Here is a 23286-nt window from a genome sequence, read left to right on the forward strand (position 1 = left end):
CTTTACAACCACCCTTCCCCCCCCCCCGCCTGTTCCTATCTTTCCCCCCCCCCGCTCCCCCCCGGTGGGGGCCGCGCCGCGGGGGGCCGGGGGGGCGCGCCCGGAGCGGGTGAACGGCGCCGTCAGCCCGCCTGGGTGTTGTCCTTCTGGCCGCCCCAGCCGTGCCAGCGGTCGACGTCGATCAAGGCGGTGACGCGGGCCCGTTCCCGGTCCGGGTAGGGGCTGCCGAGGTAGTGGTGGGCGAGGCGGTCGATGTCGACCAGCCCCGGGTCGTCGCGCAGCTCGGTGACCCGGCCGATCAGGGTGACGTGCGTGTACCAGTCCGCGGCGTCGAGCACGGTGAGCGTGACGCGCGGGTCGCGGCGGACGTGGTCCAGCCGCTTGCGGCCCGCGTCCATGTTCACCAGCACCTTGCCGTCCTCCCACAGGTACCAGGTGGCCGCGGAGACGGGCTGGCCGTCGGCGCGCAAGGTGGCGATCGTGGACGGGTTCGGCTTGCGCAGCAAGGCGATCGCCTCGTCGGGCAGCGGTGGCGTGGACATGCGGGTCCTCCCTGTTCCGGCGGTCGGTGCGGACTCCGCCAACCTACCGGCGCGGGCGCGGCGCCGCCCGCACGCCCGGTCGTCCACTGTGGAACCAGCCGGGCCGCGGGGTCGCCGCCGGGGAGGCCGGCGACGACCCGGGCGCGCTAGCCGATCGGGCAGGTGTCCCGGTATTCGGCGATCTCCGGGCCGCTCGGCGGCGGGCAGAGGAACCGCTCGTAGCGGGTGTCCTCGTCGACGAACCGCTTCAGCCAGGCGATGCTCGACTTCGCGATGGTGGTGTTCGCGGAGTTCGGCGCGAAGTGGTCGGCCCCGGCCAGTTCGAGGTAGGCCTTGTCCGGGTCGCCGGGCAGGCTCTCGTAGAACGGTTCGGCGTGCGAGCCGACCGGCGCCACTGAGTCCCGCTCCGCCCCGATGACCAGCGTCGGAGTCCGCACGCCGGACCAGTCCTTCCTGGTGTGCCACGGGGTGAGCGGGATCGCGGCCCGCAGGTCCGGGTCCGCGACGACGGCCTCCAGCGCACCGCCACCGCCCATCGAGTGGCCCAGGACGCCCAGCCGGTCCGCGTCGACGCGGTCCCGCACCGACGAGGCGGTGGTGAGGTGGTCGAGCGCGGCGAGCAGCTGGCGACCGCGCGAATCCGGCTGGTCGGTGGGGGTGAGCGTGTCGATGGTGAACACCACGAACCCCTGCGAGGCCAGCCGCGGGCCGTACCAGGCCATCGAGGACTGGTCGCCGGTGTAGCCGGGGGCGACGGCCACGGCGCCGAAGGTGCCCTCGGAGGTGTCGGTGGGGTAGTGGATCGTGCCACCGCCGAAGCCGGTGACGGCACCGCGCGGCACCACGTCCCGCGCGACGTCGAACGGGCCCAGTGGTGCCTCGACGCTCTCGTCGGTCGGGTCGGGTCCGCGCTGGAACGAGTCGTCGGCGGCCTGCGCCACCGGCGCGCCGCCCGCGAGCAGCCCGAGCATCACCGCCGCGGCGATCAGCGTCCGGCGGCCGCGGGACCGGTGCGGCGAGGGGAGCGTTGCGGTCATGAACCACGCCTTTCTCGAAGCGGATCGGAGCGCCGGGAGCGGCGGAGCGGCCGCGCCCGATTGATCACTTTCGTGAGGGTGTGGTCCGGAACTCGCGGCGTCAAGAGAACGTTTTCACCGGCCGGATGGCCGGGGGCGGTCGTCCGCCGCGGTATCCGGGGACCGGGCGAGCGATGCGGTGCGTCCGGCGGTGCAGGTGCCGAATCCGGCCCGTCGCCATCCCGTTCGGTGGCATGCTGTCGATGTTCGTGGTGGCACGATCGGGGGGCTTGTCGGATGAAGTTCCAACCGCCTTATCCCGGCGCGCTGCCGGATCCCCGATCGCTGGGATATCCGGCGGCCGTGGAGTCGTACGCGTTGCGACTGCGCACCTTCTACGACTCGCGGGCGGCGTGGCACCGGCGGTTCTTCCGGTTCAGCGGGATCGCCGTGATCATCATCGGTGCGGGGCTGCCGCTGCTGGTCGCGGGGGACTACGCGGGCCGCGACCTGGTGATCTCGGCCGCGGGGGTGATCATGGCGGGCATCACCGCGCTGCGGGCGTTCTACCGGTGGGACCAGTCGTGGATCCTGCTGCGCAACACCGAGCGCGCGATCACCGCGGCGTGGTGGGAGTGGCACAGCAGGCTGGACGCGGCCGACGTGGACGCCGACTCGGCGAGCCCCGAGCAGCGGGAGATCACGCGGGACTTCATGCGCAGGCTCGTCGACATCCGCAAGCACGAAGCGGAGCAGTTCTTCGCCGAGATGGCGTTCCCGACGCACGACGTGCCCCGCGTTCCTCCCCTCACACCGCGCTGACCGGGACGAACCCGGCGAAGAAGTAGCCGTCGGCCAGCCGTGCGGCCCGCGCCGCTTCCGCCGGGGAGTGCGCGGTGTAGGCGAGCACCGGGCACCGCGGCCCGCGCCAGAAGGTGACGAACCGGTCCGGCAGCGCGGCCAGCTCGTAGGTGAGGAAATCCGGGCGCACCACGGCGTTCGTGAGCATCATCCGGCCCAGCGCGGCCTTCAGCGGTCCCGCGGACGGCAGTGATCCGGACGCCTGGCCGGTGGCCCGGTCCGGGAGCAGTCGCCGCAGGCGCCGGACCGCGAGCGGGTCGAAGGACTGCACGACCGCGGCGCCGGCGTACCCGCGCAGCCGGTCGGCGACGGCCCGTTCGAGTGCCGCCGAAGCGTCGAGGCCCCACCGGCGGACGTCGATCACCAGCGGGACCGCGCCGTTCACCGCGGCCAGGACCTCGTCGAGCCGGGGGACCGGCTCGCCGGACCCGTCGATCCGCAACCGCCGCAGCCGGGCCCACGTCAGCTCCCGCACGAGTCCCGGCCGTCCGGTCATCCGGGCGGTGTCGGCGTCGTGCAGCACGACCGGTACGCCGTCCGCGGTGAGCTGGACGTCGAACTCGAAGGGCACGCCCGCCGCGACGGCGCGGGCGAACGCGGCCGACGAGTTCTCCGGTGCCGCGCCGTCCTCGTCGTGCAGGCCGCGGTGGGCGATCGGCTCCGAGGTGAGCCAGGCAGGTGCGGTCACGGTCGGTCCTCCAGTCGTGGGGCAACCGTACCGCCGGATTCGGGTCGGCCCGCCTCCGTGCCCGGCGGTTCCGCTCGATGTCCGCCGCGGTTCCGGTGCGTCGTCCTTGACATCGATGTCCACGGTGAATCGAGAAAGCGTTGACATCGATGACATGGCCGCGGTTCAGTGTCCTGCAACCGGCGACGAGGCCGGTGTCAGCGGCAGAAGGAGCGTGCCGAGGTGGACTTCGCAGCCACGGAAGCGGTCGTCGGCGTCGACGTGGGCAGCACCGAGATCAAGGTGCTGGTCGCCGATCGGGCCGGCGTCGCGCTGAGCCTCCGCCGCACCCCGACGCAGTGGCAGCGCACCCCCGGCGGGCACAGCGAACTGCCCGCCGGGCTGCTGCTGGACCGGGTGCTGTCCGCGGTGACCGACGCGGTCCAGGTCGCCGAGCGCTCGGCCCGCGCGCTGCGCGTGGTGTCCGTCGCGATCACCGGCATGGCCGAGTCCGGCGTGCTGCTCGACCACGACGGCGAGCCGATGCACCCGGTGATCGCCTGGTTCGACCAGCGCGGCGGCGCCGAACTCGCCGCGCTGCCCGCGGACCTGGCCCGCGAGTTCAGCGCGCACACCGGACTGCCGCTGAGCCCGCTGTGCTCGTTCGCGAAGCTCGGCTGGCTCGCGGCGCGCGGCCTGCCCCCGCAGCGGGCCGGGACCTGGCTCAACGTCCCCGAATTCGTGGCGCACGCGCTCGGCGGGCAGGCCGTCACCGAACCCTCGCTGGCCTCCCGCACCGGGCTGCTGGACCAGGCCACCGAGAAGCCGTGGGGCCCGGCGCTGGAGCACCTCGCGCTGCCCGCCGAGGTGCTGCCGCCGCTCACCACCGCCGGAACGCCGATCGGCACCGTCGACCACCCCGGTGCGCCGGACGCGGTGCGCGGCGCGGTGCTGACCGTCGCCGGGCACGACCACCCGGTCGCCTCGGTCGCCAGCGGCGTGTGGCACGGCGAGCACCTCTTCGACTCCTGCGGCACCTCCGAGGCGCTGCTGCGCGTCGCGTCCGCACCGCTGCGCGACGACCAGCGCCGCCGGCTCACCGCCGAGGGCATCGCGCAGGGCCTGCACGTGCTGCCCGGCCGCCACCTGCTGCTCGGCGGCACCCGCGGCGGACTGCTGCTCGACCAGGTCCTCGCGCTGCTGGGCCGCAAGGAACAACCCGCCAGGGCCGAACTCGACCGCGACTGGCTCGCCCGCGGCCCCGAACCGGGTTCGGTGCGGATCACCGGCGCGCACGCCCGCAGCGAGCACGTCGACGTCCGGCTCGGCGGGGACGACGCCACCCCGCTGGACGTCTGGTCCGCGGCCCTCGCGCACGCCGTGGCCGAGACCGACGCGGTCATCGCCCTGATGGCCGCCGAAGCCGGGCCGCACGAGCACGTCACCGCCGCGGGCGGCTGGACCCGGATGGGCAGCTTCCGCGCGGTGAAGGAACGCAGCCTCCCGGCGGTCCGCTACGCGCGGATCGACCAGCCCAGCGCCTACGGCGCCGCCATCTTCGCCGCCCGCGCCGCCGCGCACGGCGACGGCGATACCGCGCTGTCCGCAGTGGACATCGCGCGTCGGTTCACCGAGCACGCCCTCGACACCATCGGAGCAGAACTATGACCGCGGCACTCGCCGACATCGCCCAGTCCGACGGCACCTTCGCCATCGTCGCCCTCGACCAGCGCAACACCCTGCGCCGCATGTTCACCGCCGCCGGCCAGCCCATCGACGACGACCTGCTGCGCGGGTTCAAGGGCGACGTCATCGGCGGCCTCTCGCCCAGCGCCAGCGGACTGCTCGTCGACCCCGACTTCGGGGTCCCGGCCGCCATCGCCGACGGCAACCTCGCACCCGGAGCCGGACTCGCGGTCGCCGCCGAACCGTCCGACCGCGGCAAGTTCGGCGACGAGCCGCTGACCCGCCGCGAACCCGCGCAGAACGCGCAGTGGGTGCGCGACATGGGCGGGCACGCGGTGAAGTTCTTCGTGCAGCTGCGCGCCGACCGGGACCGCGAGCTCGGTGGCCGGGACGTCTCCGCCGAAGCGCTGGCCGCCGCCGCCGAGGTCGTCGCGGACTGCCGCGCCGAGGGTGTGCCTTCGGTCGTCGAGAACCTGATCTACCCGCTGCCCGGCGAGGGCGAGCTGAGCCCCGAGGCGCGCGCCGACGCGATCATCGAATCGGCCCGCGCACTCGACGAGCTCAAGCCCGACCTGCTCAAGCTGGAGTACCCCGGCTCCGCCGCGGCCTGCCGCCGCATCGCGCAGGCCGTCAGCGTGCCGTGGGTGGTGCTGTCCGCGGGCGTCGGCTTCGACGAGTTCAAGGACGTGCTGCGGATCTCCTGCGACGAGGGCGGCGCGTCCGGCTTCATCGCGGGCCGCGCGTTCTGGAAGGACGCCGTGCTGCTCGACCAGCCCGACCGGCGCCCGTTCCTCGCCGACACCGCGCGGCGCAGGCTCGACGAGTGCGTGACCGCCATCCAGGGCCGCGCCACCCCGTACGCCGCAGTCTGACGTCCCCCGGTGGCCGCCCCGCCGGGCGGCCACCGCTCTTTCCCGGCAGCGTCGCCGGAGAAACGAGGTACGACCGTGACCACCACGTCACCCGCCCCAGCCCCTGCCCGCTCGCCCGCGGCGGCCGTCACCGGAGCCGCGGTCGTCGCCGCGCTCGGCGGGCTGCTGTTCGGCTACGACACCGGTGTCATCTCGGCGGCACTGCTCTACATCGCCCCGCAGTTCGCGCTGTCCGAGCTGTGGCAGCAGGTCGTGGTGGCCTCGCTGCTGGTCGGCGCGATCGTCGGCGTCGGGCTGGGCGGCATCATCGCGGACGCGCTCGGCCGCAGGCGCACCCTGTCGATCACCAGCATCGTGTTCACCGCCGGTGCGGTGATCTCGGCGCTGGCCCCGGACCTGGCGACCCTGCTGGGTTCGCGGCTGCTGCTCGGCTTCGCGATCGGCACCGCGTCGCTGTCGGTGCCCGCCTACATCGCCGAGATCGCCCCGCCGGAGAAGCGCGGCAGCCTGGTCTCGATCAACCAGATCATGATCAGCTCCGGCATCCTGCTGTCCTACGTGTCCGGTTTCCTGCTCGCCGAAGCGGGCGCCTGGCGCTGGATGCTCGGGCTGGCGGGCATTCCGTCGCTGCTCATGTTCTTCGGCCTGTTCGGGCTGCCGGAGAGCCCGCGGTGGCTCGTCGCGCGCGGCCGGATCGACGAGGCCCGCGACGTGCTGCGGCGCGTCGTCGGCGCCGACCGCGTCGAGGCGGAGCTGAGCGCGCTGTCCGGCGCGGTCACCGCCGAGGACTCGGTCACCTACCGGGACGTGCTCAAACCCGCGATGCGTCCGGCGATCTACCTCGGCATCGGGGTGGCGGCGGTGAACCAGCTCGTCGGCGTCAACGCCATCACCTACTACGCGCCGACGCTGCTGACCAAGGCCGGGTTCGGGGCGTCCGCGGCGATCCTGTCCTCGGTGGGCATCGGCGTGGCGAACGTGGTGTTCACCCTCGTCGGGCTGCTGCTGGTGGACCGGATCGGGCGGCGGCCGCTGCTGCTGGTCGGCCTCGGCGGTGTGGTGGCCTCGCTGGTCGGCATCGGGCTGCTGTACGCGGTCACCGACCTCAGCGGTGGCTGGGGCGTGGTGCTGGTCGCACTGCTGATCACCTACGAGGCGATGTTCTCGGCGAGCATCGGGCTGGCCATGTGGCTGATCAACAGCGAGATCTTCCCGACCGCGCTGCGCGGGAAGGCGGGCAGCTTCGGGATGTTCACCCACTGGGGCCTGAACCTGATCATCTCGCTGACGGTGCTCAGCGCGTTCGAGGCGTTCACGCCCAGCGGGTTGTTCTGGCTCTACGCGGTGTTCGGCCTGATCGGCTTCTGCTACCTGAAGAAGTACCTGCCGGAGACCCGCGGCCGCACCCTGGAAGAGGTCGAGGCCCTGCTGCGGGCCAGAGCCCGGAAATGAGCCCGCTCGCCCTGTTCGTCTGCGGCGCCCCGGCGAGCGGCAAGACCACGCTCGCCGGGGTGGCCGCGGGCCGGTGGGGCGCGGCGCTGCTGGACCTGGACGTGCTGGCCGGGCCGCTCACCGAGCTGCTCGGCCGGGTCAGCGGCTCCGGCACCCCCGACAGCCCGTGGATGCGGGAGCACGCCCGCACCGCCCGCTACGAATCGCTGCTGGGCACCGCGCTGGACACGGTGCGCACCGGCACCTCGGCGGTGCTCGTCGCCCCGTTCACCGCCGAACGCACCGATCCCGCCGCGTGGGAGGCGGTCGCCGACCGGTTCCGCGCCGCCGGTGCCGAACCCGTGCTGGTGTGGGTCGACTGCCCGCCCGAGGTGGCGCTCGAACGGATGCGCGCCCGGGCCGCCGCGCGGGACGCGGCCAAGCTCGCCGACCCGGCGCAGGTCCGGGCCGCGCGCGCGGACCCGCCGCGCACGCCCCACGTTAGAGTGGACGCGACCCGGCCGATCGCGGCGCAGCTCACCGAGCTGCACCGCGGCCTGACGGAAAGGAACCCGGCGTGCCAGCAGGCAACGTCACGCTCTACGACGTGGCCACCGCGGCCGGAGTGAGCCCCAAGACCGTCTCCCGCGTGATCAACGGAGCGGCCGGCGTCTCGGTGAGCACCCGCGATCAGGTGCAGGCCGTCATCGAAGAGCTCAACTACCGCCCCAACTTCCACGCCCGCTCGCTGCGCGTCGGCCGGGACGAGGCGATCGGTGTGGTGCTGGAATCCCTCTCCGACCCGTTCTTCGCCGAGATGGCCAGCGTCATCGAGCGGTGCGCGCTGGAACGCGGCCACGCGGTGCTCGTCTCCAGCGTCGGCGGCGACCCGGACCGGGAGCACGCGCTGGTGGAGAGCCTGCTGCAGCGCCAGGTCTCCGGTCTGATCATGGTGCCGGTCAGCGCGGACCAGAGCTACCTGCGCGCCGTCGCCGGGACCACGCCGGTCGTGTTCGCCGACCGGCCGGCGCGACCGGCGGCCGGGTTGGGCACCACGGTGCTCGGCGACGACTTCGGCGCCTCCGAGGCCGCCACCCGGCACCTGCTGCACTCCGGGCACACCCGGATCGCGCTGATCGGCGACCGGCCCGAGGTCTACACGACCGGCGAGCGCATCCGCGGCTACCGCAGCGCGATGCAGAGCTCCCGGGTCGGCGTGGACGAAGGCCTGGTCAAGACCGGCCTGTCCAGCGCCGCCGAAGCGCGCAGCGCCCTGGACGAGCTGCTGCGCTCCGCCGAACCGCCGACCGCGGTGCTGTCCTCCAACGCCCGCTGCTCGCTGGGCGTGGTGCCCGCGCTGCACGCGCGCGGGCGCACCGACATCGCGTTCATCAGCTTCGGCGACTTCCCGATGGCCGATTCGCTGTACCCGGCGGTGTCCGTCGTGGACCAGTCGCCGGAGGTCGTCGCCCGCACCGCCACCGAGGAGCTGTTCAAGCAGCTCGACGGCACCGCGGGCACCGGCGCCACGCTGACCCTCCCGCTGCGGCTCACCGCCCGCGGCTCCGGCGAGATCCCGCTGTCGGCGGTGGGGCGGTAGGTCCGGGGGACGGCGGGGTGCGTGCGGAGGTTCGCCGTTCGGCCGTCGCCACCGTCACGGAGGTGATCGGAACAGGGGAGGTGAGGGTCGAAAGCCGACGACCATCGATCAGCCCAGCACCTTGCTGTTCCGGAGTCGTGGGCGGATCGCCAGCAATGCCCCGCTCGCGTCCATGTGCACGAGGCCGGTCTTCCCCCACTCGATGTGGGCCGCGTTCTTGTTGCGGCGCCAGGTCGTCAGCGCGTCCGGGATGCCGGCCTCGTGTTCGTCGATGAGTCCCTCGCTCAAGCGTTGATACTGGTCGGCGAGAAGCGCCGAGTACACCTCCACCCGTTCACCGTTGAGCCGGAACACCTGATCGGTTCCCACGAACGACATGCCGCCCAGCGTGATGCGGGCATCGCCCTGCGTCCCGGGAACGGAGGAGGAGACGGCCGTTCCGAGCCGCGCCTGCTGGCGTTCGGTCAGCAGGTCTCGTGCCGCCGCCCGATTTCCGGCGAAGGTGAGGAGGGACGCGGCACTGGTGCGGACCAAGAGACGGGCGAGCCAATCGTGCAGATCGTCCCGCACCGCGAAGCCTTGCCGCTGGGTTCGTTCTCCGTTCACGGTCGTGGTGATCAAGGGAAGGATGGCGTCGTCCTGCGCGGGCACGGAGGGATCCGGAACGGTGAGGACGCCGTCGCCTTCGGCGGCCAGCAGGCGGACACCGATGCCGTCGCGACGCAGCCAGGTCGCGGTCATCAAGCCGGGAAAGGGATTCCCGGACAAGTCCGATTCGCCGAGAACCAGGCCGTGCACGCGCCGGGCGGACTGCGCGAGCGCGGTGGGTGCGGGATCGGACTTGCTGTGCGACCCCCGGGCGTCAATGGCGATGACGCGGATCGGCGCGCCGGGCTTGCGCCCGACGAGCAGGTAGTTCGGCCTCGTCGCGCTCGTGCCTGCGGCCGGTTTTTCGCTGCTCGAACCGCAGAACGCCGTCAGCACCAGTTCGGAATCGAGCGCGTCGAACCGATAGCCGGGGAACTCCTGTCGCAAGATCTGTTGGGCTGCTGCCAGTCCGAACGCGATCCCGAGATCGCGAGCTTGAGCTCCCTTCCGGTGGTAGTTCAGGTCGTTCCCGTTCCTGCTCAGCTGCATCGCGTGCTGCGCCGTCGAATCGAACGCTGTGACGTAGCGGAGGCAGTCCCAGTGCTGTGCCACCGCGCGAGCGGAACCCTGCCCGGCGAGGGCGACCGTTCGAGCGAACGTGTGCAGCACTTGCCAAGGCGTGAGCTCCACGGGGTGGCCGTGCCGCACCGGGATGAGTGCTTTCGGCCGAGCGTGCGGTTCGCGCCCCTTCTTCACGATGTCGCGATCGAGTTTGTTGGCGCGTTCGCTCACCCGGGCGCTGAGGGACGACGTCGACTCGAACATGACGTCCGCTTTCCGGCCGAGTTTGTTGAGCGCGGCTTGGGCCTTCACACACCCTCCACAGCATCGTGATCAACGGGACCGACCCCAACTCACCACAACTCGCACCCCGCTGTCGGCCTCCGTTCGGTTGACGTTCGGAGTAGTGGTTTCCGCAGGTGGGAGGTCGTCCGATCGGCGCAAGATTGCTGCATCCGGAACGGTCGCGGGAGGTGGCGGTGGCGCACCGCGAGGGGTGGGTGCGCCGGAAGTGGGGCGGCGGCTCAGCCGTCGAGGTGGGGGAGGACGTGGTCCCGGTAGCGGGCGGTCATGGTGGCGAGGACCTCGTCGCCGGGGGTGGCCCAGACGTCGGCGTTGAAGATCTCCACTTCGACGTCCCCGGCGTAGCCGGTGGCCGCGACGAGCCGGGTGAGCGCGGCGAAGTCGATGACGCCGTCGCCCATCATGCCGCGGGACAGCAGCGGGTCCGGCGCGATCGGCAGCAGGAAGTCGCAGACCTGGTAGGCGGCGATGCGGCCCTCGCTCCCGGCGCGGGCGATGCTCGCCGCCAGCCGCGGGTCCCAGAACACGTGGAAGGTGTCGACCACGACGGCGACCACGTCCGGGGGATGCGGCCGCGCCAGGTCCAACGCTTGTTCCACTGTGGACAGCACGGCGCGGTCGGCGGCGTACATCGGGTGCAGCGCCTCCAGGGCCAGCCGCACCCCGTGCTCGCGGGCGACCGGGGCCAGGTCGGCGATCCGGTCCGCGACGCGCGCTCGCGCGCCCGCGAGGTCGCGGTCCCCGGCGGGGAGGCCGCCGACCACGACGACCAGCACGTCGGTGCCGAGCGCGGCGGCCTCCGCGATCGCGGCCCGGTTGTCGGCGAGCGCCGCGCGCACCTCGTGCGGGTCGGTGGCGGTGAGGAACCCGCCGCGGCACAGGCTGGAGACCCGCACTCCCGCGTCCCGCACCAGCTTCGCGGCGGCCGGTACGCCGACCTCGGCGACGCGGTCCCGCCACAGCCCCACCGCGGGCAGTCCGGCTCGCGCCGCGCCGTCCACCGCCTCGCGCAGCGTCCAGCCCTTCGTCGTCGCCGTGTTCAGCGACAACCGGGACCGGCCCGTCACGTCGCCACCCCGCTCACCGCCAGGAAGGACCGCATCCGCGCGACCGCCAGGTCCGGATCGACCAGCAGGCCCGCCCGGTCGGCGAGCCGGAACACCTCCGCCAGGTGCGGCACCGAGCGGCCCGCGTGCAGCCCGCCCGCCATCGCGAATCCCGGCTGGTGCCCGTTGAGCCAGGACAGGAACGCGATGCCGGTCTTGTAGTGGAACGTCGGTAGCTCGAACACCTTGCGGGCCAACGGTTCCGTACTGTCCAAGATGGACCTGGCCGTGCCGGGGTCGTCCCGGTCGAGGGCCTGGATCGCCGCCGAAGCCGCCGGGTGGATCGCCGCGAAGATCCCCAGCAGCGCATCCGAATACCCGGTGCCGTCGCCGACGACGAGCCGCGAGTAGTGGAAGTCGTCCCCGGTGTAGAGCCGCACCCCCGGTGGCAGCGCCCGGCGCAGCGCGAGCTCCTGCGCGGCGTCGAGCAGCGAGACCTTCACCCCGTCGACCTTCTCCGGCCGCTCCCGGATGATCCGCAGGAACGACTCGGCCGCCACCGCCACGTCCGCGCTGCCCCAGTACCCGGCCAGCCGCGGGTCGAACATCGGGCCCAGCCAGTGCAGGACCACCGGCGCGTCGGCTTCGGCCAGCAGCGCGCCGTAGACCTCGGCGTAGTCCTCGGCCGAACGCGCCACCGCCGCCAGCGCGCGGGACGCCATGAGGATCACCACGGCACCGCTGCCCGCCACCAGCGCGATCTGCTCCCGGTAGGCCCGCAGCACCACGTCCAGCCCGGCGCGCCCGGACGGCAGCGCGGCCGGGTCCAGCTGGTCGGTACCCGCGCCCGCCGCGATCGTCCCGCCGCAGGCCCGTGCCTCCGCGGTGGACCGGCGCACCAGCTCGGCCGCCTGCGCCCAGCCGACGCCCGCGCCGCGCTGCGCGGTGTCCATCGCCTCGGCGACACCGAGCCCGTCGGACCAGATCCGGTGCCGGGCCGCCAGCGTCGCGTCCCAGTCGACGTCGGCGGGCGTGCCGGGCACGTTCTCGCCCAGCACCCGCGGCACCACGTGCGCGGCCGCGTACGCGACGCGGGACCGCAGCGGGCCGTCCGGTCTCGGCCAGTCCCGCGGTTCGCCGAGCACGTGCTCGACCAGGCGTCCGTCCGCGGTCGGCAGCAGCAGCGCGGTCACAGGACCACCTCGGCGAGCTCGACGCGGCGGCCTTCGCGGGACGACGCCAGCCCGGCCTCGGCGAGCTGCAAACCCCGCACCCCGGCCGGGAAGTCGTACGGGTGCTCGGCGTCGTCGTGCAGGTGGCGGACGAACTGCTCCCACTGCGCGCGGAACCCGTTGGCAGGCACCTCGTCGTCCGGGACCTCCGGCCACTGCGCGCGGAACGGCGTCGGCTCCACCAGATCCGGGTTCCACACCGGGGACGGGGTGTGCGCGCGGTGCTGCGCGCGGCAGCGGTGCAGGCCGGCGACCGCGCTGCCGTGCGTGCCGTCGACGTGGAACTCCACCAGCTCGTCGCGGTGCACCCGCGTCGCCCACGAGGAGTTCAGCTGCGCCACGACCCCACCGGTGAGTTCGAAGGTCGCGTAGGCGGCGTCGTCGGCGGTCGCGGTGTAGCCGCGGCCCTGCTCGTCCCAGCGCTGCGGGACGTGCGTGACGACCCGCGCGGTGACCGCCTCGACCCGGCCGAACAGGTTCTCCAGCAGGTAGTTCCAGTGCGGGAACATGTCGGTGGTGATGCCGCCGCCGTCCTCCGCGCGGTAGTTCCAGCTCGGGCGCTGCGCCGGGCGCAGATCGCCCTCGAACACCCAGTAGCCGAACTCGCCGCGCACCGACAGCACGCGGCCGAAGAACCCGGACTCCACCAGCCGCCGAAGCTTCAGCAGGCCCGGCAGGTACAGCTTGTCGTGCACCACCCCGGCGCGGACCCCCGCATCGCGCGCCGCGCGGGCCAGCCGCAGCGCACCCGCGACGTCCGAGGCGACGGGCTTCTCGGTGTAGACGTGCTTGCCCGCGGCGATCGCGCGGGTGATGGCCGCTTCGCGGGCCGAGGTGACCTGCGCGTCGAAGTACAGCCGGTCGTCGTCCGCGGACAGCGCGGTGTCCAGGTCCGTCGTCCAGCGGTCCAGGCCGTGGCGCGCCGCGAGTTCCGCCAGCTTCGCCGGATCGCGGCCGACGAGGACCGGGTCGAGCTGCACCCGGGTGCCGTCGGAGAGCCGCACCCCGCCCTGTTCGCGCAGGGCGAGGACCGACCGCACCAGGTGCTGCCGGTACCCCATCCTGCCGGTGACGCCGTTCATCACGACGCCCAGCCGTCGCTCGGTCATGCGAGTACCGCCCCTCTGGAAAGCGCTTACCGAAACCGTAGGTGCAAGAGGGGGCCCGGAACAAGATGCATCGGAAAGCGCTTCCCGCGATGTGCGCCCGCGAGGCCCCAGCACGACGCCCCATCGGTCCGGCGTGCCGCGCCCGAAGGGCGCCCGCCCGCAGCACCGCGCGGACCGCGAACGAGCGGGCCACCAGGACCGTTCTCGTGCCGTGGCGCTCAGGTGAGTGGCCCATTCGCCCAACGGCGCTGGGCGAATGGGCCATTCACCTCGCGCAGGCGCTCCGGTGGACGGGGGCTGGGTGAGTGGATCGTTCGTCGAAGGGACGGGTCAGCGGCCGGGGGTGCTCTCCCGGAGCACGACCTCGCCGCGGACCTTGCGGCGGCGCGGTTTCTCCTGCTCGGTGCCGAGCACCAGGTCCAGCGCCATCCGGCCCATCTCCGCCAGTGGCAGCCGCACCGTGGTCAGCCCGGGCGTGACGTCGCGCAGCGTGGCGATGTCGTCGAACCCGGCCACCGCCACGTCCTGCGGCACCCGCACCCCGCGCTCCCGGCAGGCGGCCATCGCGCCCAGCGCCATCAGGTCGTTGATCGCGAAGACGCAGTCGACGTCCGGGTGCTCGTCCAGCAGCCGGTGCATCGCCCGGACACCTCCGTCGCGGCTGAACTCCTCGGCCGCGCACACCGGCTCGCCGTCCGCGGACTTCCGCCACCCGGCGAGGAACCCGTCCCGCCGGTCCCGGGACACCAGCAGGCGTTCCGGGCCGGTGAGCACCGCGGGCCGCCGGTAGCCGAGCTCGGCGAGCCGCACCGCCAGGTCCTGGGCGCCGCGCCGGTTGTCCACCACCACGGTGTCCACCGGCAGCCGCGGTTCGCTGATCGCCGCGACCCGGCCGCCGGAGGCGGTGAACGGTTCCACGTGCGCCGCGAGTTCCCGCAGGTGCGCCCGATCGTTGATCCTGCTGCCCGCCAGCACGATCGCCCGGCCGCGCTGGCGGCGCAGCGCGGCCAGCAGCTCCAGCTCCCGTTCGGGCCTGCCGCCGGTGCTGCACAGCATCACCAGCAGCCCGTGCTCCTCGGCGGCGGTGGCCAGTCCGGCGGCGATGGTGGAGAAGTACGGGTCGGCGATGTCGTTGACCAGCAGCCCCACCAGGTCGGTGGAGCCCTTGGCCATCGACTGGGCCTGCGCGTTGGGGGTGTAGCCGAGCCGTGCGGCGGCGGCCAGCGTCCGGTCGTGCAGTTCGGCCCGGACGACCCGCTCGCTGCCGTTGAGGGCGCGGGAGGCCGTGGCGAGGGAGACCCCCGCTTCCTTGGCGACGTCGGTCAAGGTCGCTGCTCGTGCGGCCACATCGCTCCTTCCCGGGAATGCGTATTCCGAGGATAGCGCCCGGTTCGTCCGGTGGGTGACCGCGCCGCGCGGCGGTCCGAGGTGGACCGCGGCCGGTCGGGCCGGTCGCGCGGAGTAGTTTCGCCGCCATGCCGCTGCCGCAGGACTACCTCGACCAGTTCACCGAGAGCCCCGGGTACCTGGACTTCGCCCGCTTCGGCCCGCCGTCGCGCGCGGTGCGGGAGGCCGCGGCGCGGCTGCTGGAACGGGCGGGCACCGCCGATCACTCCACAGTGGACGACCTGATGCGCGCGGACGCCGAGGCGCGGTCCCGGGTGGGCCGGCTGTGCGGGTTCCCCGCCGACCAGGTGGTGCTGCAGCCGAACACGAGCACCGCGCTGTTCCAGGCGGCGTTCGCCACCGGGGGAGCGGTGCTGGTCTCCGGCGCGGAGTTCCCCGCCAACACCTACCCGTGGTCCCGGGCCGCCGAGGCCGGCCGGATCCAGGTGCGGCCGTGGTCCCCGCCGGACGGGCTGGTCACCCCGGAGGCGGTGCGCGCCGGGCTCGACGACGAGGTCACCGCGGTCGCGGTGAGCGCGGTGGACTTCCGCACCGGTCACCGCGCCGACCTCGCGGGCATCCGCGAGGTGATCGGGGACCGGCTGCTGGTGGTCGACGCGATCCAGGCGCTCGGCGCCGTCCGGGCGGACTGGGCGGCGGCGGACGTGCTGGTCGCGGGCGGGCAGAAGTGGCTGCGCGCCGGGTGGGGGACCGGTTTCGCGGTGCTCTCGGCGCGCGCCCTGGACCGGCACCGCCCGCTGCTGTCCGGCTGGACCGGCGCGCGGGACCCGGGCCGCTTCGACGGGGAGGTGCGGGAACCGGTGCCGGGCGCCGGGTCCTGGTCGATCACGAACCTCAGCCCGGTGTCGGCGGGGGAGCTGGCCGCCGCGCTCGACCTGGTGGAACGGGCCGGGATCGCGGAGATCGAGGCCCGCATCGCCGAGCGGGTCGGCGAGCTCGCGGAGGAGCTGCGCTCGGCGGGCGCGCGGATCACCTCGGCACCGCCGCCGCGCAGCGGCATCCTCACCTTCGACCTGCCGGGGCACCCGTCCCGCGAGGTCGCCGCCGAGCTGGCCGCCGCCGGCATCGCCGCCACCGGCCGGGACGAGCACGTCCGGCTCGCCCCGCACGCCTCCACGTCCGCGGACGCGGTGCGGCAGGTCGGGGCGGTGCTGCGCGGGCGCTGAGCCAGGGCTCGCCCGCAAAAGTCAGACGTTTTTCCTCGCGAAGCTCGGCACCGGACGGGGGCTCGTCCGGCGCCGCTTCGGCGTGCCGCGTTTGCGATGGTCGGCCGAGCCCGGTGGGGCGAACGGCCCGATCCGGTGCGGCGGACGTCGGCATCCGAAAATGTCAGATGTATTGCTTCCGGACTCGGTGAGCCAGCATACTTCTGCCCGGCCGGACGTGACGTGGCTCGCACCCCGGCCGCGCGGGCGAGCGGAACCTCCCGCGCAGGACAACGTCGTCCGAGACGAGGAGCAGACCAGGCGATGAAACGCATCGGAGTGGACGTCGGCGGCACCTTCACCGACCTCATGTACTGGGACGAGGACGGCTCGATCGCCGTGCACAAGGTCCCGTCCACACCCCACGACCCCTCGCTGGCCACCGTGGACGGCGTCCGGCAGCTCGCCGAGCGGACCGGCATCTCCGTGCGCGACCTGGACCAGTTCCTGCACGGCACCACCGTCGCCACCAACATCGTGCTGGAGCACGACGGCGCCGACGTCGGGCTCATCACCACCGAGGGCTTCCGCGACGTCCTGCACATCGCGCGCAAGAAGCGGCCGCTGAACTACTCCTCCTACCAGGACCTGCCCTGGCAGAAGTGGCAGCTGGTGCGCCGCCGCAACCGGCGGGTCGTGCCGGAGCGGATCGACGCCGCCGGTGAGGTGCTGGTGCCGCTGGACCTCGACGCGGCCCGCGAGCAGGTGCGCGCGCTGCGCGACAGCGGGGTGCAGGCCATCGCCGTGTGCTTCCTGCACGCCTACCGCAACCCCGTGCACGAGCAGGCCGTCAAGGAGATCGTCGAGCAGGAGTGCCCCGGCGTGTTCGTCTCGCTCTCCAGCGAGGTCGCGCCGCAGTACCGGGAGTACGAGCGGTTCTCCACCACCGCGCTCAACGCCTTCGTCGGCCCCAAGGTCTCCGGCTACATCGACAACCTCGCCGCGACCACCCGCGACGCCGGGGTGCGCGGCGACATCCGGCTGATGACCTCCGCGGGCGGGCTGATCTCCTCGCGCCGCGCCGCGGACAACCCGGTGCTGCTGCTGACCAGCGGCGTGGTCGCGGGCCTGCTCGGCGGCTGCGCGATCGGCGCGGCCTCCGGGTACCCGAGCGTGATCACCCTCGACGTGGGCGGCACCTCCGCGGACATCGGGGTGGCTCCGGACGGGGCGCTGCGGATGAAGCACCTGCTGGACACCCGCATCGGCGACTACCACGCGATGGTGCCGATGGCGGAGGTCGACACCATCGGCGCCGGGGGCGGCTCGATCGCGTTCGTCGACGCGGGCGGCATGTTCCGCGTCGGCCCGCGCAGCGCCGGGGCCACGCCCGGCCCGGCCTGCTACGCGCGCGGCGGCACCGAACCGACCAGCACCGATGCGATGGTCGCGATGGGCTGGCTGCGCGCCGACAGCTTCCTGTCCGGCTCGATGCACGTCGAACCGGCGCTGGCCACCAGGGCGATCGAGGAGCACGTCGCCACCCGGCTGGACACCTCGGTGGAGCAGGCCGCGATCGGCATCGTGCAGATCCTCGCGCACGCCATGACCGAGGCGATCAGCCTGCACTCGGTCCGCAAGGGTTACGACCCGCGGGACTTCTCCCTGGTCGCCGAAGGAGGCGCCGGACCGCTCTACGCCTGGCACATCGCCGAGCAGCTGCGGGTGCCGCGGGTGATCGTGCCGCACCACCCGGGCATCGCCTCCGCGATGGGCCTGCTCAGCACCGACATCCGGGTCGAGACGCCCGCGACGGTGTGGACGTCCTCGGCGGACCCGGACCTGCCGCGGATCGCCGCCGAGTTCGACCGGCTCGGCGCCCAAGCCGTCGAGCAGCTCGCCGCGGACGGCCTCGACCCCGCCGAGATCGTGCTGGAGCGCAGCCTCGACTGCCGCTACCTCGGACAGGGCTACGAGCTGCGGGTGCCCGCCCCGCCCGGTGACATCGACGAAGCGTGGATGGCCGCAGCCGCCGACGCGTTCCACGAGGTGCACGAGCGCACCTACTCGCAGCGCTTCGACGACAAACCGGTGCACCTGGTCAACGTGCGCGTCGCCGCGGTCGGCCGCGTCGGGCACGTGCCGCTCGCCGAGGTCGAAGCGGGCGGTCCGGACGCCTCCGCGGCGATCAAGACCACCACCGACGCGCTGTTCTGGACCCCCGACAACCAGCCGAAGACGTTCGCCACCCCCGTCTACGACCGGGCGCTGCTGCGCGCGGGCCACGAGCTGACCGGCCCGGCGATCATCGAGCAGTTCGACTCCACCACCGTCGTCGGCCCGCAGCAGACCGCCACCATCGACCGGGTCGGCCACATCATCATCGACACCGCCGCCGGACGCGAAGGAGACCAGCGATGACCGCCCTCGACCCGGCAGGCGTGTCCCTGGCCGGAACCGCACCCGGCAACTTCACCACCGTCGAGGTCGACCCGATCACGCTGCGGGTCATCGGCGGCGCGCTCAACAGCATCGCCAAGGAGATGGCGCAGATCCTCTACCGGATGGCGTACTCCAGCCTCATCCGCGAGTCCGAGGACCTCGGCGCGGGCATCTTCGACGCGCACGGCCGGGAGCTGTGCGAATCGGACTCCACGCCGATGCACTGCGGTTCCATCCCCGCCTACATCCGCGGCATCGACCGCAAGCTCGCCGGGACCTACCGGCCGGGGGACGTGGTGCTGCACAACCACCCGTACCACGGGGCCGCGCACTCGCCGGACTACGGGATCATGATCCCGATCTTCTTCGGCGGCGTGCACATCGGCTTCGCCGGCTGCACCGGGCACGTGTCCGACATCGGCGGGAACTTCCCCGGGCTGTGCATGGACGTCGTGGACGTGTGGGCCGAGGGCAAGCTGATGGACGCGGTGAAGATCTACGACGCCGGGGTCCGCAACGAGGCGCTCATCCAGCACATCCTGGACAACGTCCGCACCCCCGAGCAGAACGCGGGCGACCTCGAAGCCCTGATCGCCTGCGCGCGGCTCGGCGAGCGGCGGTTCCTGGAACTGCTGGAGCGCTACGGGCTGGACGTGGTGATGTCCGCCGCCGAGAAGTGGATGGACTACTCGGAGGACATGCTGCGCCGCAAGATCCGCGAGCTCCCCGACGGCGAGTACACCGCCCCCGCGTCCTACCTGGACGACGACGGCAAGAACCGGGACGTGCCGCTCAAGGTCGCCGTCACCGTCAAGGTGCAGGACGACGAGGTGGTCGTGGACCTCACCGGCTCGCACGACCAGGTGCCCACCGCGTTCAACGTGCCCTTCGAGGGTTCGGTGCTGCCGACGGTGGCCTCCGCGGTCCGCACCCTGCTGCTGGACGAGGCGCTGACCGAGGAGTTCGTGCCGCAGAACGACGGCTGCTTCCGCCCCGCGAAGGCCTACGCGCCGGAGGGCACCCTGTTCAACCCGGACTTCCCGGCGTCCTGCTTCGCGCGGTTCTCCCAGATCAACCGGATCTTCGACTCGATCAACCTGGCGCTGGCCGACGTGCTGCCGGACCGGGCGGTCGCCGGCTCCTCCGCCGCGCTGTGCGCGATCGCCTACTCCGGGATCGCCGCGGACGGGAAGTCGTACTGGGTGTACATCGAGATCAACGAGGGCTCCTACGGCGGGCGCAACGGCAAGGACGGGCTGGACTGCGTCGACTCGCTGATGGCCAACACCCGGAACAACCCCATCGAGGAGCTGGAGCTCAACCACGCGATGCTCGCCGAGCGCTACGAGCTGCGCGACGAACCCCCGGCGCCCGGGCGGTACCGGGGCGGCATCGGCAGCGTGCGCAAGTGGCGGATGCTCACCGACACCTTCATCGGCTCCGAGGCCGACAACCGCACCGACCCGCCGAAGGGCCTGGAAGGCGGGCACGACGGGCGCGCCGGATCGTTCACCCGCAACGCGGGGACCTCGGCCGAGGAACCGATGTACTCCAAGGTGACGCAGGAGAAGTGCGCGGCGGGCGACACGCTGGAGATCAAGCTGCCCTCCGGCGGCGGTTACGGCGACCCGTTCCGGCGCGACCCGGCGGCGGTGCTGGAGGACGTCCTCGACGACTTCGTCTCCGCCGAGGACGCGCGCGAGCACTATGGCGTCGTCGTCGACCTCGCCGCGGGCACCGTCGACCGGGCGGCGACGGAACGGCTGCGGGCGGGCTGAGCTCCGCCCCGGGTGAACGGCCCGCTCGTCCGGGCTCAGCGGTCGGACGGGCCGTTCACCCGGCGGGTTCCGCCGTCGCGCGGCGCCTGGCCGTGGGAACGCGGAGCAGGCCGGTGGGAACGAGGAGGGCCGGTGGGAACGAGGAGGGCCGGTGGGAACGAGGAGGAGCGCTGCCGTGGGAGCGGTTCGAGATCGGGTGCGGGCGGGACTGGACCGGGCGGCGGCGGAGAACCCGCGGCTGCGCGCGCTGATCAGCACCAGGGACGAGGCGGCGCTGCGCGAAGCCGACGAGCTGGACGCCGCCACCGGTGAACCCGGCCTGCTGCACGGGCTCACCACCACGATCAAGGACAACATCGACGTCGCGGGCGTGCCCACCACCGCGGGCACCCGCCACCACGCCACCGGTCCGGCCGCGGCCGACGCGACGGTGAGCCGGTTGCTGCGCGAGGCGGGCGCGGTGGTGCTCGGCAAGGCCAACCTCGCCGAGTTCGCGATGGGCGTGGTCGGGCGCAACGCGACCTTCGGCGACTGCCGCAACGCGGTCGACGAGGCGCGGATCTCCGGCGGCTCCAGCAGCGGTTCCGCGGTGTCGGTGGCGGCCGGGATGTGCGCGGCCTCGCTGGGCACCGACACCGGTGGCTCCGGCCGGGTTCCGGCCGCCGTCAACGGGATCGTCGGGGTGCGCCCCACCCTCGGGCGGGTATCCGGTGCGGGCGTGTTCCCGGTGAGCACCTCCTTCGACACCGTCACCCCGATCGCCCGCGACGTGCGCACCGCCGCGGAGGTGCTCGCCGTCCTCGACGCCTGGGACCCCGCCGACCCGCACTCGGTGCGCGCCGAGCGGGTCCCGGTGCTCTCCGCGCTGGCCGACGGCGCGGCCGGATTGCGGGTGGGGGTACCGGTGAACTTCTTCTTCGACGACGTGGACCCCGGGGTCGACGCGGTGGTCCGGGCCGCGATCGACGCGCTCGGCCGCGCCTGCGGGCCGGTGCGCGAGGTGCGGGTGCCCGGCGCCGAACTCGCCCAGCCGCGGATGCTCGACGTGATGTACCCGGAGGCCGCCGCCGTGCACGCGGACCGGGTCCGGGACCGGCCGGAGACGCTCGACCCGGACGTGCTGCGCCGCATCCGACTCGGCCACGACGTGCCGCCGGAGCGCCGCGAACGCGGCCGGGAGTGGCGCCGCGAGTTCCAGCGCGGGGTGCACGCCCTGTTCGCGGAGGTCGACGTGCTGGTGACGCCGACGATCCCGGTGGACGTGCCGCGGCGGGACGCCGTGGACCTGGCCGACTCCACCCGGTCCATCGCCCGGTTCACCTACGCGTGGTCGATGTACGGCGGGCCCGCGGTGAGCGTGCCGTGCGGCGTGCACCCGGCTTCGGGCCTGCCGGTCGGGCTCCAGTTGACCGCGGCGCCCTGGTGCGACCACCTCGCGCTGCGCGCCGCCCAGGTCGTCGAGGAGCTCCGCGCGCCCGGACCGCGCAGGTGAATGGCCCACCGGACCGTCGTGGTGGGTCCGATGGGCCATTCACCTGAGGTGTCAGCGGGATTGGGCGCGGAGCCGGTCGAAGTCCTCCTTCGAGAGGGGCCGCGCGTCCGCCTCGCCCAGGTCGGCCAGCGGGATGCGGTGCGTCTCGCGCGCCGACCAGGCCGCCACCGCGCCGAGGACGGTGATGCCGAAGCACAACGAGCCCACCACCAGCGGGACGTTCGCCGACCCGGGCGGCGCGACGAGCGCGAAGATGCTCGGCAGGAACGCGGTGATCGCCAGCCCGAGGTTCTGCGCGATCGCGAACCCGGTCACCCGGGTGCGGGCCGGGAACAGCTCCTGGAAGTAGCTCGCGAACGTCGCGTTCCACACCTGGTAGAAGATCCCCCAGGCCAGGATCGCCAGCACCACCGCCAGCACCACGTTCCCCTGGCCCACCGACCACAGGTACGCGTAGGAGAACACCCCCGACCCGAGCGAACCGATGATCATCAGCGGGCGGCGGCCGAACCGGTCGGACAGGTTCGCGAACCACGGGATGAGCAGCAGCGCCACCAGGTTCGCCACCACCGGGATCCACAGGTAGACGCTCTTGTCCATCTCGATCCCGTACCCGGGCTGGGTGGCGTAGGCGGCGCCGAACACCGACACCACCACGCCGACCACGTTCACCAGCGTCATGCAGGTCGCCCGCAGCACGTCGAGGCCGCTCTCCCGCAGCACCTGCACGATCGGTGCCCGCTGCGGGCGCCGCCGCTGCTGCTCGGATTCGAACAGCGCGCTCTCGGCGACGCGGCGCCGGATCAGGTACCCGGCGAACACGACGACGGCGCTGAGCAGGAACGGCACCCGCCAGCCCCACGCGTCGAAGGCCTCGTCGCTGAGGAACGCCGACAGCGGCAGGAACATGGCGGCGGCGATGACCTGGCCCGCCTGGGTGCCGTGCAGGCTGAAGCTCGCGTAGTAGCCGCGCCTGCCGAACGGCGCCTGCTCCACGATCATCGCGCTGGCGCCGCTGAGCTCCCCGGCCACCGCGAAGCCCTGCACGAACCGCAGCAGCACCAGCAGCACGGGCGCCAGCATCCCCACCTGGTGGTAGGTGGGCAGCAGCGCGACGGCGAACGTGGACAGGCCCATCAGCAACATCGCCAGCACGAGCACGTTCTTGCGGCCCCGCCGGTCGCCCCAGTGCCCGAGCACGACGGCGCCGATGGGCCGGGCGACGTAGCCGACCGCGTAGGTGCCCAGCGAGGCCACCAGCGCGACGGTGGGGTCGCCCTCGGGGAAGAAGATGGTGGGGAAGACCAGCGCGGCGGCCTGCGCGTAGACGAACCAGTCGTAGTACTCCAGCGCGCTGCCGATCCATCCGCTGGCGGCCGCTCTGCGCGGTGTGCCGCGGGATGCGGCGGATCTGCCTCCGGTGTCGGTGCTCACGGGTGCCTCCTCGGCGTGCTGCGGTGACGTCGTTGTTCCGTTCAGCGGGGTGCAGGCCGCCATGCGGCCGAACC

General features: G+C 73.2%; 19 protein-coding genes. 10 read left to right on the top strand and 9 right to left on the bottom strand.

Annotation, left to right across the window (positions count from 1 at the left end; genetic code table 11):
- Window positions 1–122: 122 nt before the first annotated feature.
- Both AC29IT_RS00005 and AC29IT_RS00010 read right to left on the bottom strand, forming a co-directional pair.
- Window positions 123–542 carry a PPOX class F420-dependent oxidoreductase gene (locus tag AC29IT_RS00005; RefSeq protein WP_358435760.1) on the bottom strand — a complete coding sequence of 140 codons (420 nt, stop codon included), beginning with the start codon at window positions 540–542 and terminating at the stop codon, window positions 123–125.
- 146 nt (window positions 543–688) lie between these two features.
- Window positions 689–1579, bottom strand: a complete 891-nt coding sequence (locus tag AC29IT_RS00010; protein ID WP_488217371.1) for an alpha/beta hydrolase family protein — start codon at window positions 1577–1579, stop codon at window positions 689–691.
- A gap of 276 nt (window positions 1580–1855) precedes the next feature.
- Between AC29IT_RS00010 and AC29IT_RS00015 the strand changes: the two genes are divergently transcribed.
- On the top strand, window positions 1856–2380 hold the full coding sequence (locus tag AC29IT_RS00015; RefSeq protein ID WP_358435765.1) for a DUF4231 domain-containing protein: 525 nt from the start codon (window positions 1856–1858) through the stop codon (window positions 2378–2380).
- On the opposite strand, the gene AC29IT_RS00020 is transcribed toward AC29IT_RS00015, so the two are convergent.
- Window positions 2367–3107, bottom strand: a complete 741-nt coding sequence (locus tag AC29IT_RS00020; RefSeq protein ID WP_488217372.1) for a glycerophosphodiester phosphodiesterase family protein — start codon at window positions 3105–3107, stop codon at window positions 2367–2369. The two genes, AC29IT_RS00015 and AC29IT_RS00020, sit on opposite strands and share 14 nt — an antisense overlap.
- A gap of 222 nt (window positions 3108–3329) precedes the next feature.
- Here AC29IT_RS00020 and AC29IT_RS00025 point away from each other — a divergent pair, with 222 nt between their 5' ends.
- From AC29IT_RS00025 to AC29IT_RS00045, 5 genes are all read left to right on the top strand, one after another.
- Window positions 3330–4754, top strand: a complete 1425-nt coding sequence (locus AC29IT_RS00025; RefSeq protein ID WP_488217373.1) for an FGGY family carbohydrate kinase — start codon at window positions 3330–3332, stop codon at window positions 4752–4754.
- Entirely contained in the window at window positions 4751–5644 is an 894-nt protein-coding gene (locus AC29IT_RS00030; RefSeq protein ID WP_358435774.1) for a hypothetical protein, read from the top strand. Before AC29IT_RS00025 ends, AC29IT_RS00030 begins: the two co-directional genes overlap by 4 nt.
- Before the next feature lie 75 nt (window positions 5645–5719).
- Window positions 5720–7096, top strand: a complete 1377-nt coding sequence (locus tag AC29IT_RS00035; RefSeq protein WP_358435777.1) for a sugar porter family MFS transporter — start codon at window positions 5720–5722, stop codon at window positions 7094–7096.
- Window positions 7093–7704, top strand: coding sequence for a P-loop nucleotide/nucleoside kinase family protein (locus AC29IT_RS00040; protein ID WP_358435779.1), 612 nt, complete (start codon window positions 7093–7095; stop codon window positions 7702–7704). Before AC29IT_RS00035 ends, AC29IT_RS00040 begins: the two co-directional genes overlap by 4 nt.
- Window positions 7653–8675 carry a LacI family DNA-binding transcriptional regulator gene (locus AC29IT_RS00045; RefSeq protein ID WP_358435782.1) on the top strand — a complete coding sequence of 341 codons (1023 nt, stop codon included), beginning with the start codon at window positions 7653–7655 and terminating at the stop codon, window positions 8673–8675. Before AC29IT_RS00040 ends, AC29IT_RS00045 begins: the two co-directional genes overlap by 52 nt.
- A gap of 108 nt (window positions 8676–8783) precedes the next feature.
- Here the strand turns inward: AC29IT_RS00045 and AC29IT_RS00050 are convergent, their stop codons facing one another.
- From AC29IT_RS00050 to AC29IT_RS00070, 5 genes are all read right to left on the bottom strand, one after another.
- Window positions 8784–10136 carry a hypothetical protein gene (locus AC29IT_RS00050; protein WP_358435785.1) on the bottom strand — a complete coding sequence of 451 codons (1353 nt, stop codon included), beginning with the start codon at window positions 10134–10136 and terminating at the stop codon, window positions 8784–8786.
- Between the two features lie 212 nt (window positions 10137–10348).
- Window positions 10349–11194 (bottom strand): sugar phosphate isomerase/epimerase family protein, encoded by an 846-nt coding sequence (locus tag AC29IT_RS00055; RefSeq protein ID WP_358435788.1) that lies wholly within the window; start codon window positions 11192–11194, stop codon window positions 10349–10351.
- Window positions 11191–12366 carry a dihydrodipicolinate synthase family protein gene (locus AC29IT_RS00060; protein WP_358435790.1) on the bottom strand — a complete coding sequence of 392 codons (1176 nt, stop codon included), beginning with the start codon at window positions 12364–12366 and terminating at the stop codon, window positions 11191–11193. Before AC29IT_RS00060 ends, AC29IT_RS00055 begins: the two co-directional genes overlap by 4 nt.
- The gene (locus tag AC29IT_RS00065) at window positions 12363–13514 is read right to left on the bottom strand and encodes a Gfo/Idh/MocA family protein (RefSeq protein ID WP_488217374.1); all 1152 of its coding nucleotides are present in this window, start codon (window positions 13512–13514) and stop codon (window positions 12363–12365) included. The genes AC29IT_RS00060 and AC29IT_RS00065 overlap by 4 nt, the downstream gene beginning before the upstream one ends.
- Before the next feature lie 330 nt (window positions 13515–13844).
- The gene (locus tag AC29IT_RS00070) at window positions 13845–14861 is read right to left on the bottom strand and encodes a LacI family DNA-binding transcriptional regulator (RefSeq protein ID WP_358435795.1); all 1017 of its coding nucleotides are present in this window, start codon (window positions 14859–14861) and stop codon (window positions 13845–13847) included.
- 128 nt (window positions 14862–14989) lie between these two features.
- On the opposite strand from AC29IT_RS00070, the gene AC29IT_RS00075 reads away from it, so the two are divergent.
- The 4 genes from AC29IT_RS00075 (at window position 14990) to AC29IT_RS00090 (ending at window position 21778) form a co-directional block, all read left to right on the top strand.
- Window positions 14990–16087 carry an aminotransferase class V-fold PLP-dependent enzyme gene (locus AC29IT_RS00075; protein WP_488217375.1) on the top strand — a complete coding sequence of 366 codons (1098 nt, stop codon included), beginning with the start codon at window positions 14990–14992 and terminating at the stop codon, window positions 16085–16087.
- 303 nt (window positions 16088–16390) lie between these two features.
- Window positions 16391–18487: a hydantoinase/oxoprolinase family protein gene (locus AC29IT_RS00080; protein WP_358435797.1), complete on the top strand. Its 2097-nt coding sequence runs from the start codon at window positions 16391–16393 to the stop codon at window positions 18485–18487.
- The gene (locus AC29IT_RS00085; protein ID WP_358435800.1) at window positions 18484–20286 is read left to right on the top strand and encodes a hydantoinase B/oxoprolinase family protein; all 1803 of its coding nucleotides are present in this window, start codon (window positions 18484–18486) and stop codon (window positions 20284–20286) included. Before AC29IT_RS00080 ends, AC29IT_RS00085 begins: the two co-directional genes overlap by 4 nt.
- A gap of 175 nt (window positions 20287–20461) precedes the next feature.
- A complete protein-coding gene (locus tag AC29IT_RS00090) occupies window positions 20462–21778 on the top strand; it encodes an amidase (protein ID WP_358435803.1) in 1317 nt (438 codons plus the stop codon).
- Between the two features lie 51 nt (window positions 21779–21829).
- Here AC29IT_RS00090 and AC29IT_RS00095 read toward each other — a convergent pair whose 3' ends face one another.
- Window positions 21830–23212 carry an MFS transporter gene (locus AC29IT_RS00095; protein ID WP_358435806.1) on the bottom strand — a complete coding sequence of 461 codons (1383 nt, stop codon included), beginning with the start codon at window positions 23210–23212 and terminating at the stop codon, window positions 21830–21832.
- Window positions 23213–23286 lie beyond the last annotated feature (74 nt).

This window comes from Saccharopolyspora sp. MMCC62 (assembly GCF_057736575.1).

Excerpts from the sequence above, each read along its gene's own strand:
- AC29IT_RS00030 (WP_358435774.1), top strand. The coding sequence starts at position 4,751 with ATGACCGCGGCACTCGCCGACATCGCCCAGTCCGACGGCACCTTCGCC.
- AC29IT_RS00085 (WP_358435800.1), top strand. The coding sequence starts at position 18,484 with ATGACCGCCCTCGACCCGGCAGGCGTGTCCCTGGCCGGAACCGCACCC.
- AC29IT_RS00080 (WP_358435797.1), top strand. The coding sequence starts at position 16,391 with ATGAAACGCATCGGAGTGGACGTCGGCGGCACCTTCACCGACCTCATG.
- AC29IT_RS00015 (WP_358435765.1), top strand. The coding sequence starts at position 1,856 with ATGAAGTTCCAACCGCCTTATCCCGGCGCGCTGCCGGATCCCCGATCG.
- AC29IT_RS00005 (WP_358435760.1), bottom strand. The coding sequence starts at position 542 with ATGTCCACGCCACCGCTGCCCGACGAGGCGATCGCCTTGCTGCGCAAG.
- AC29IT_RS00010 (WP_488217371.1), bottom strand. The coding sequence starts at position 1,579 with ATGACCGCAACGCTCCCCTCGCCGCACCGGTCCCGCGGCCGCCGGACG.
- AC29IT_RS00075 (WP_488217375.1), top strand. The coding sequence starts at position 14,990 with ATGCCGCTGCCGCAGGACTACCTCGACCAGTTCACCGAGAGCCCCGGG.
- AC29IT_RS00040 (WP_358435779.1), top strand. The coding sequence starts at position 7,093 with ATGAGCCCGCTCGCCCTGTTCGTCTGCGGCGCCCCGGCGAGCGGCAAG.
- AC29IT_RS00065 (WP_488217374.1), bottom strand. The coding sequence starts at position 13,514 with ATGACCGAGCGACGGCTGGGCGTCGTGATGAACGGCGTCACCGGCAGG.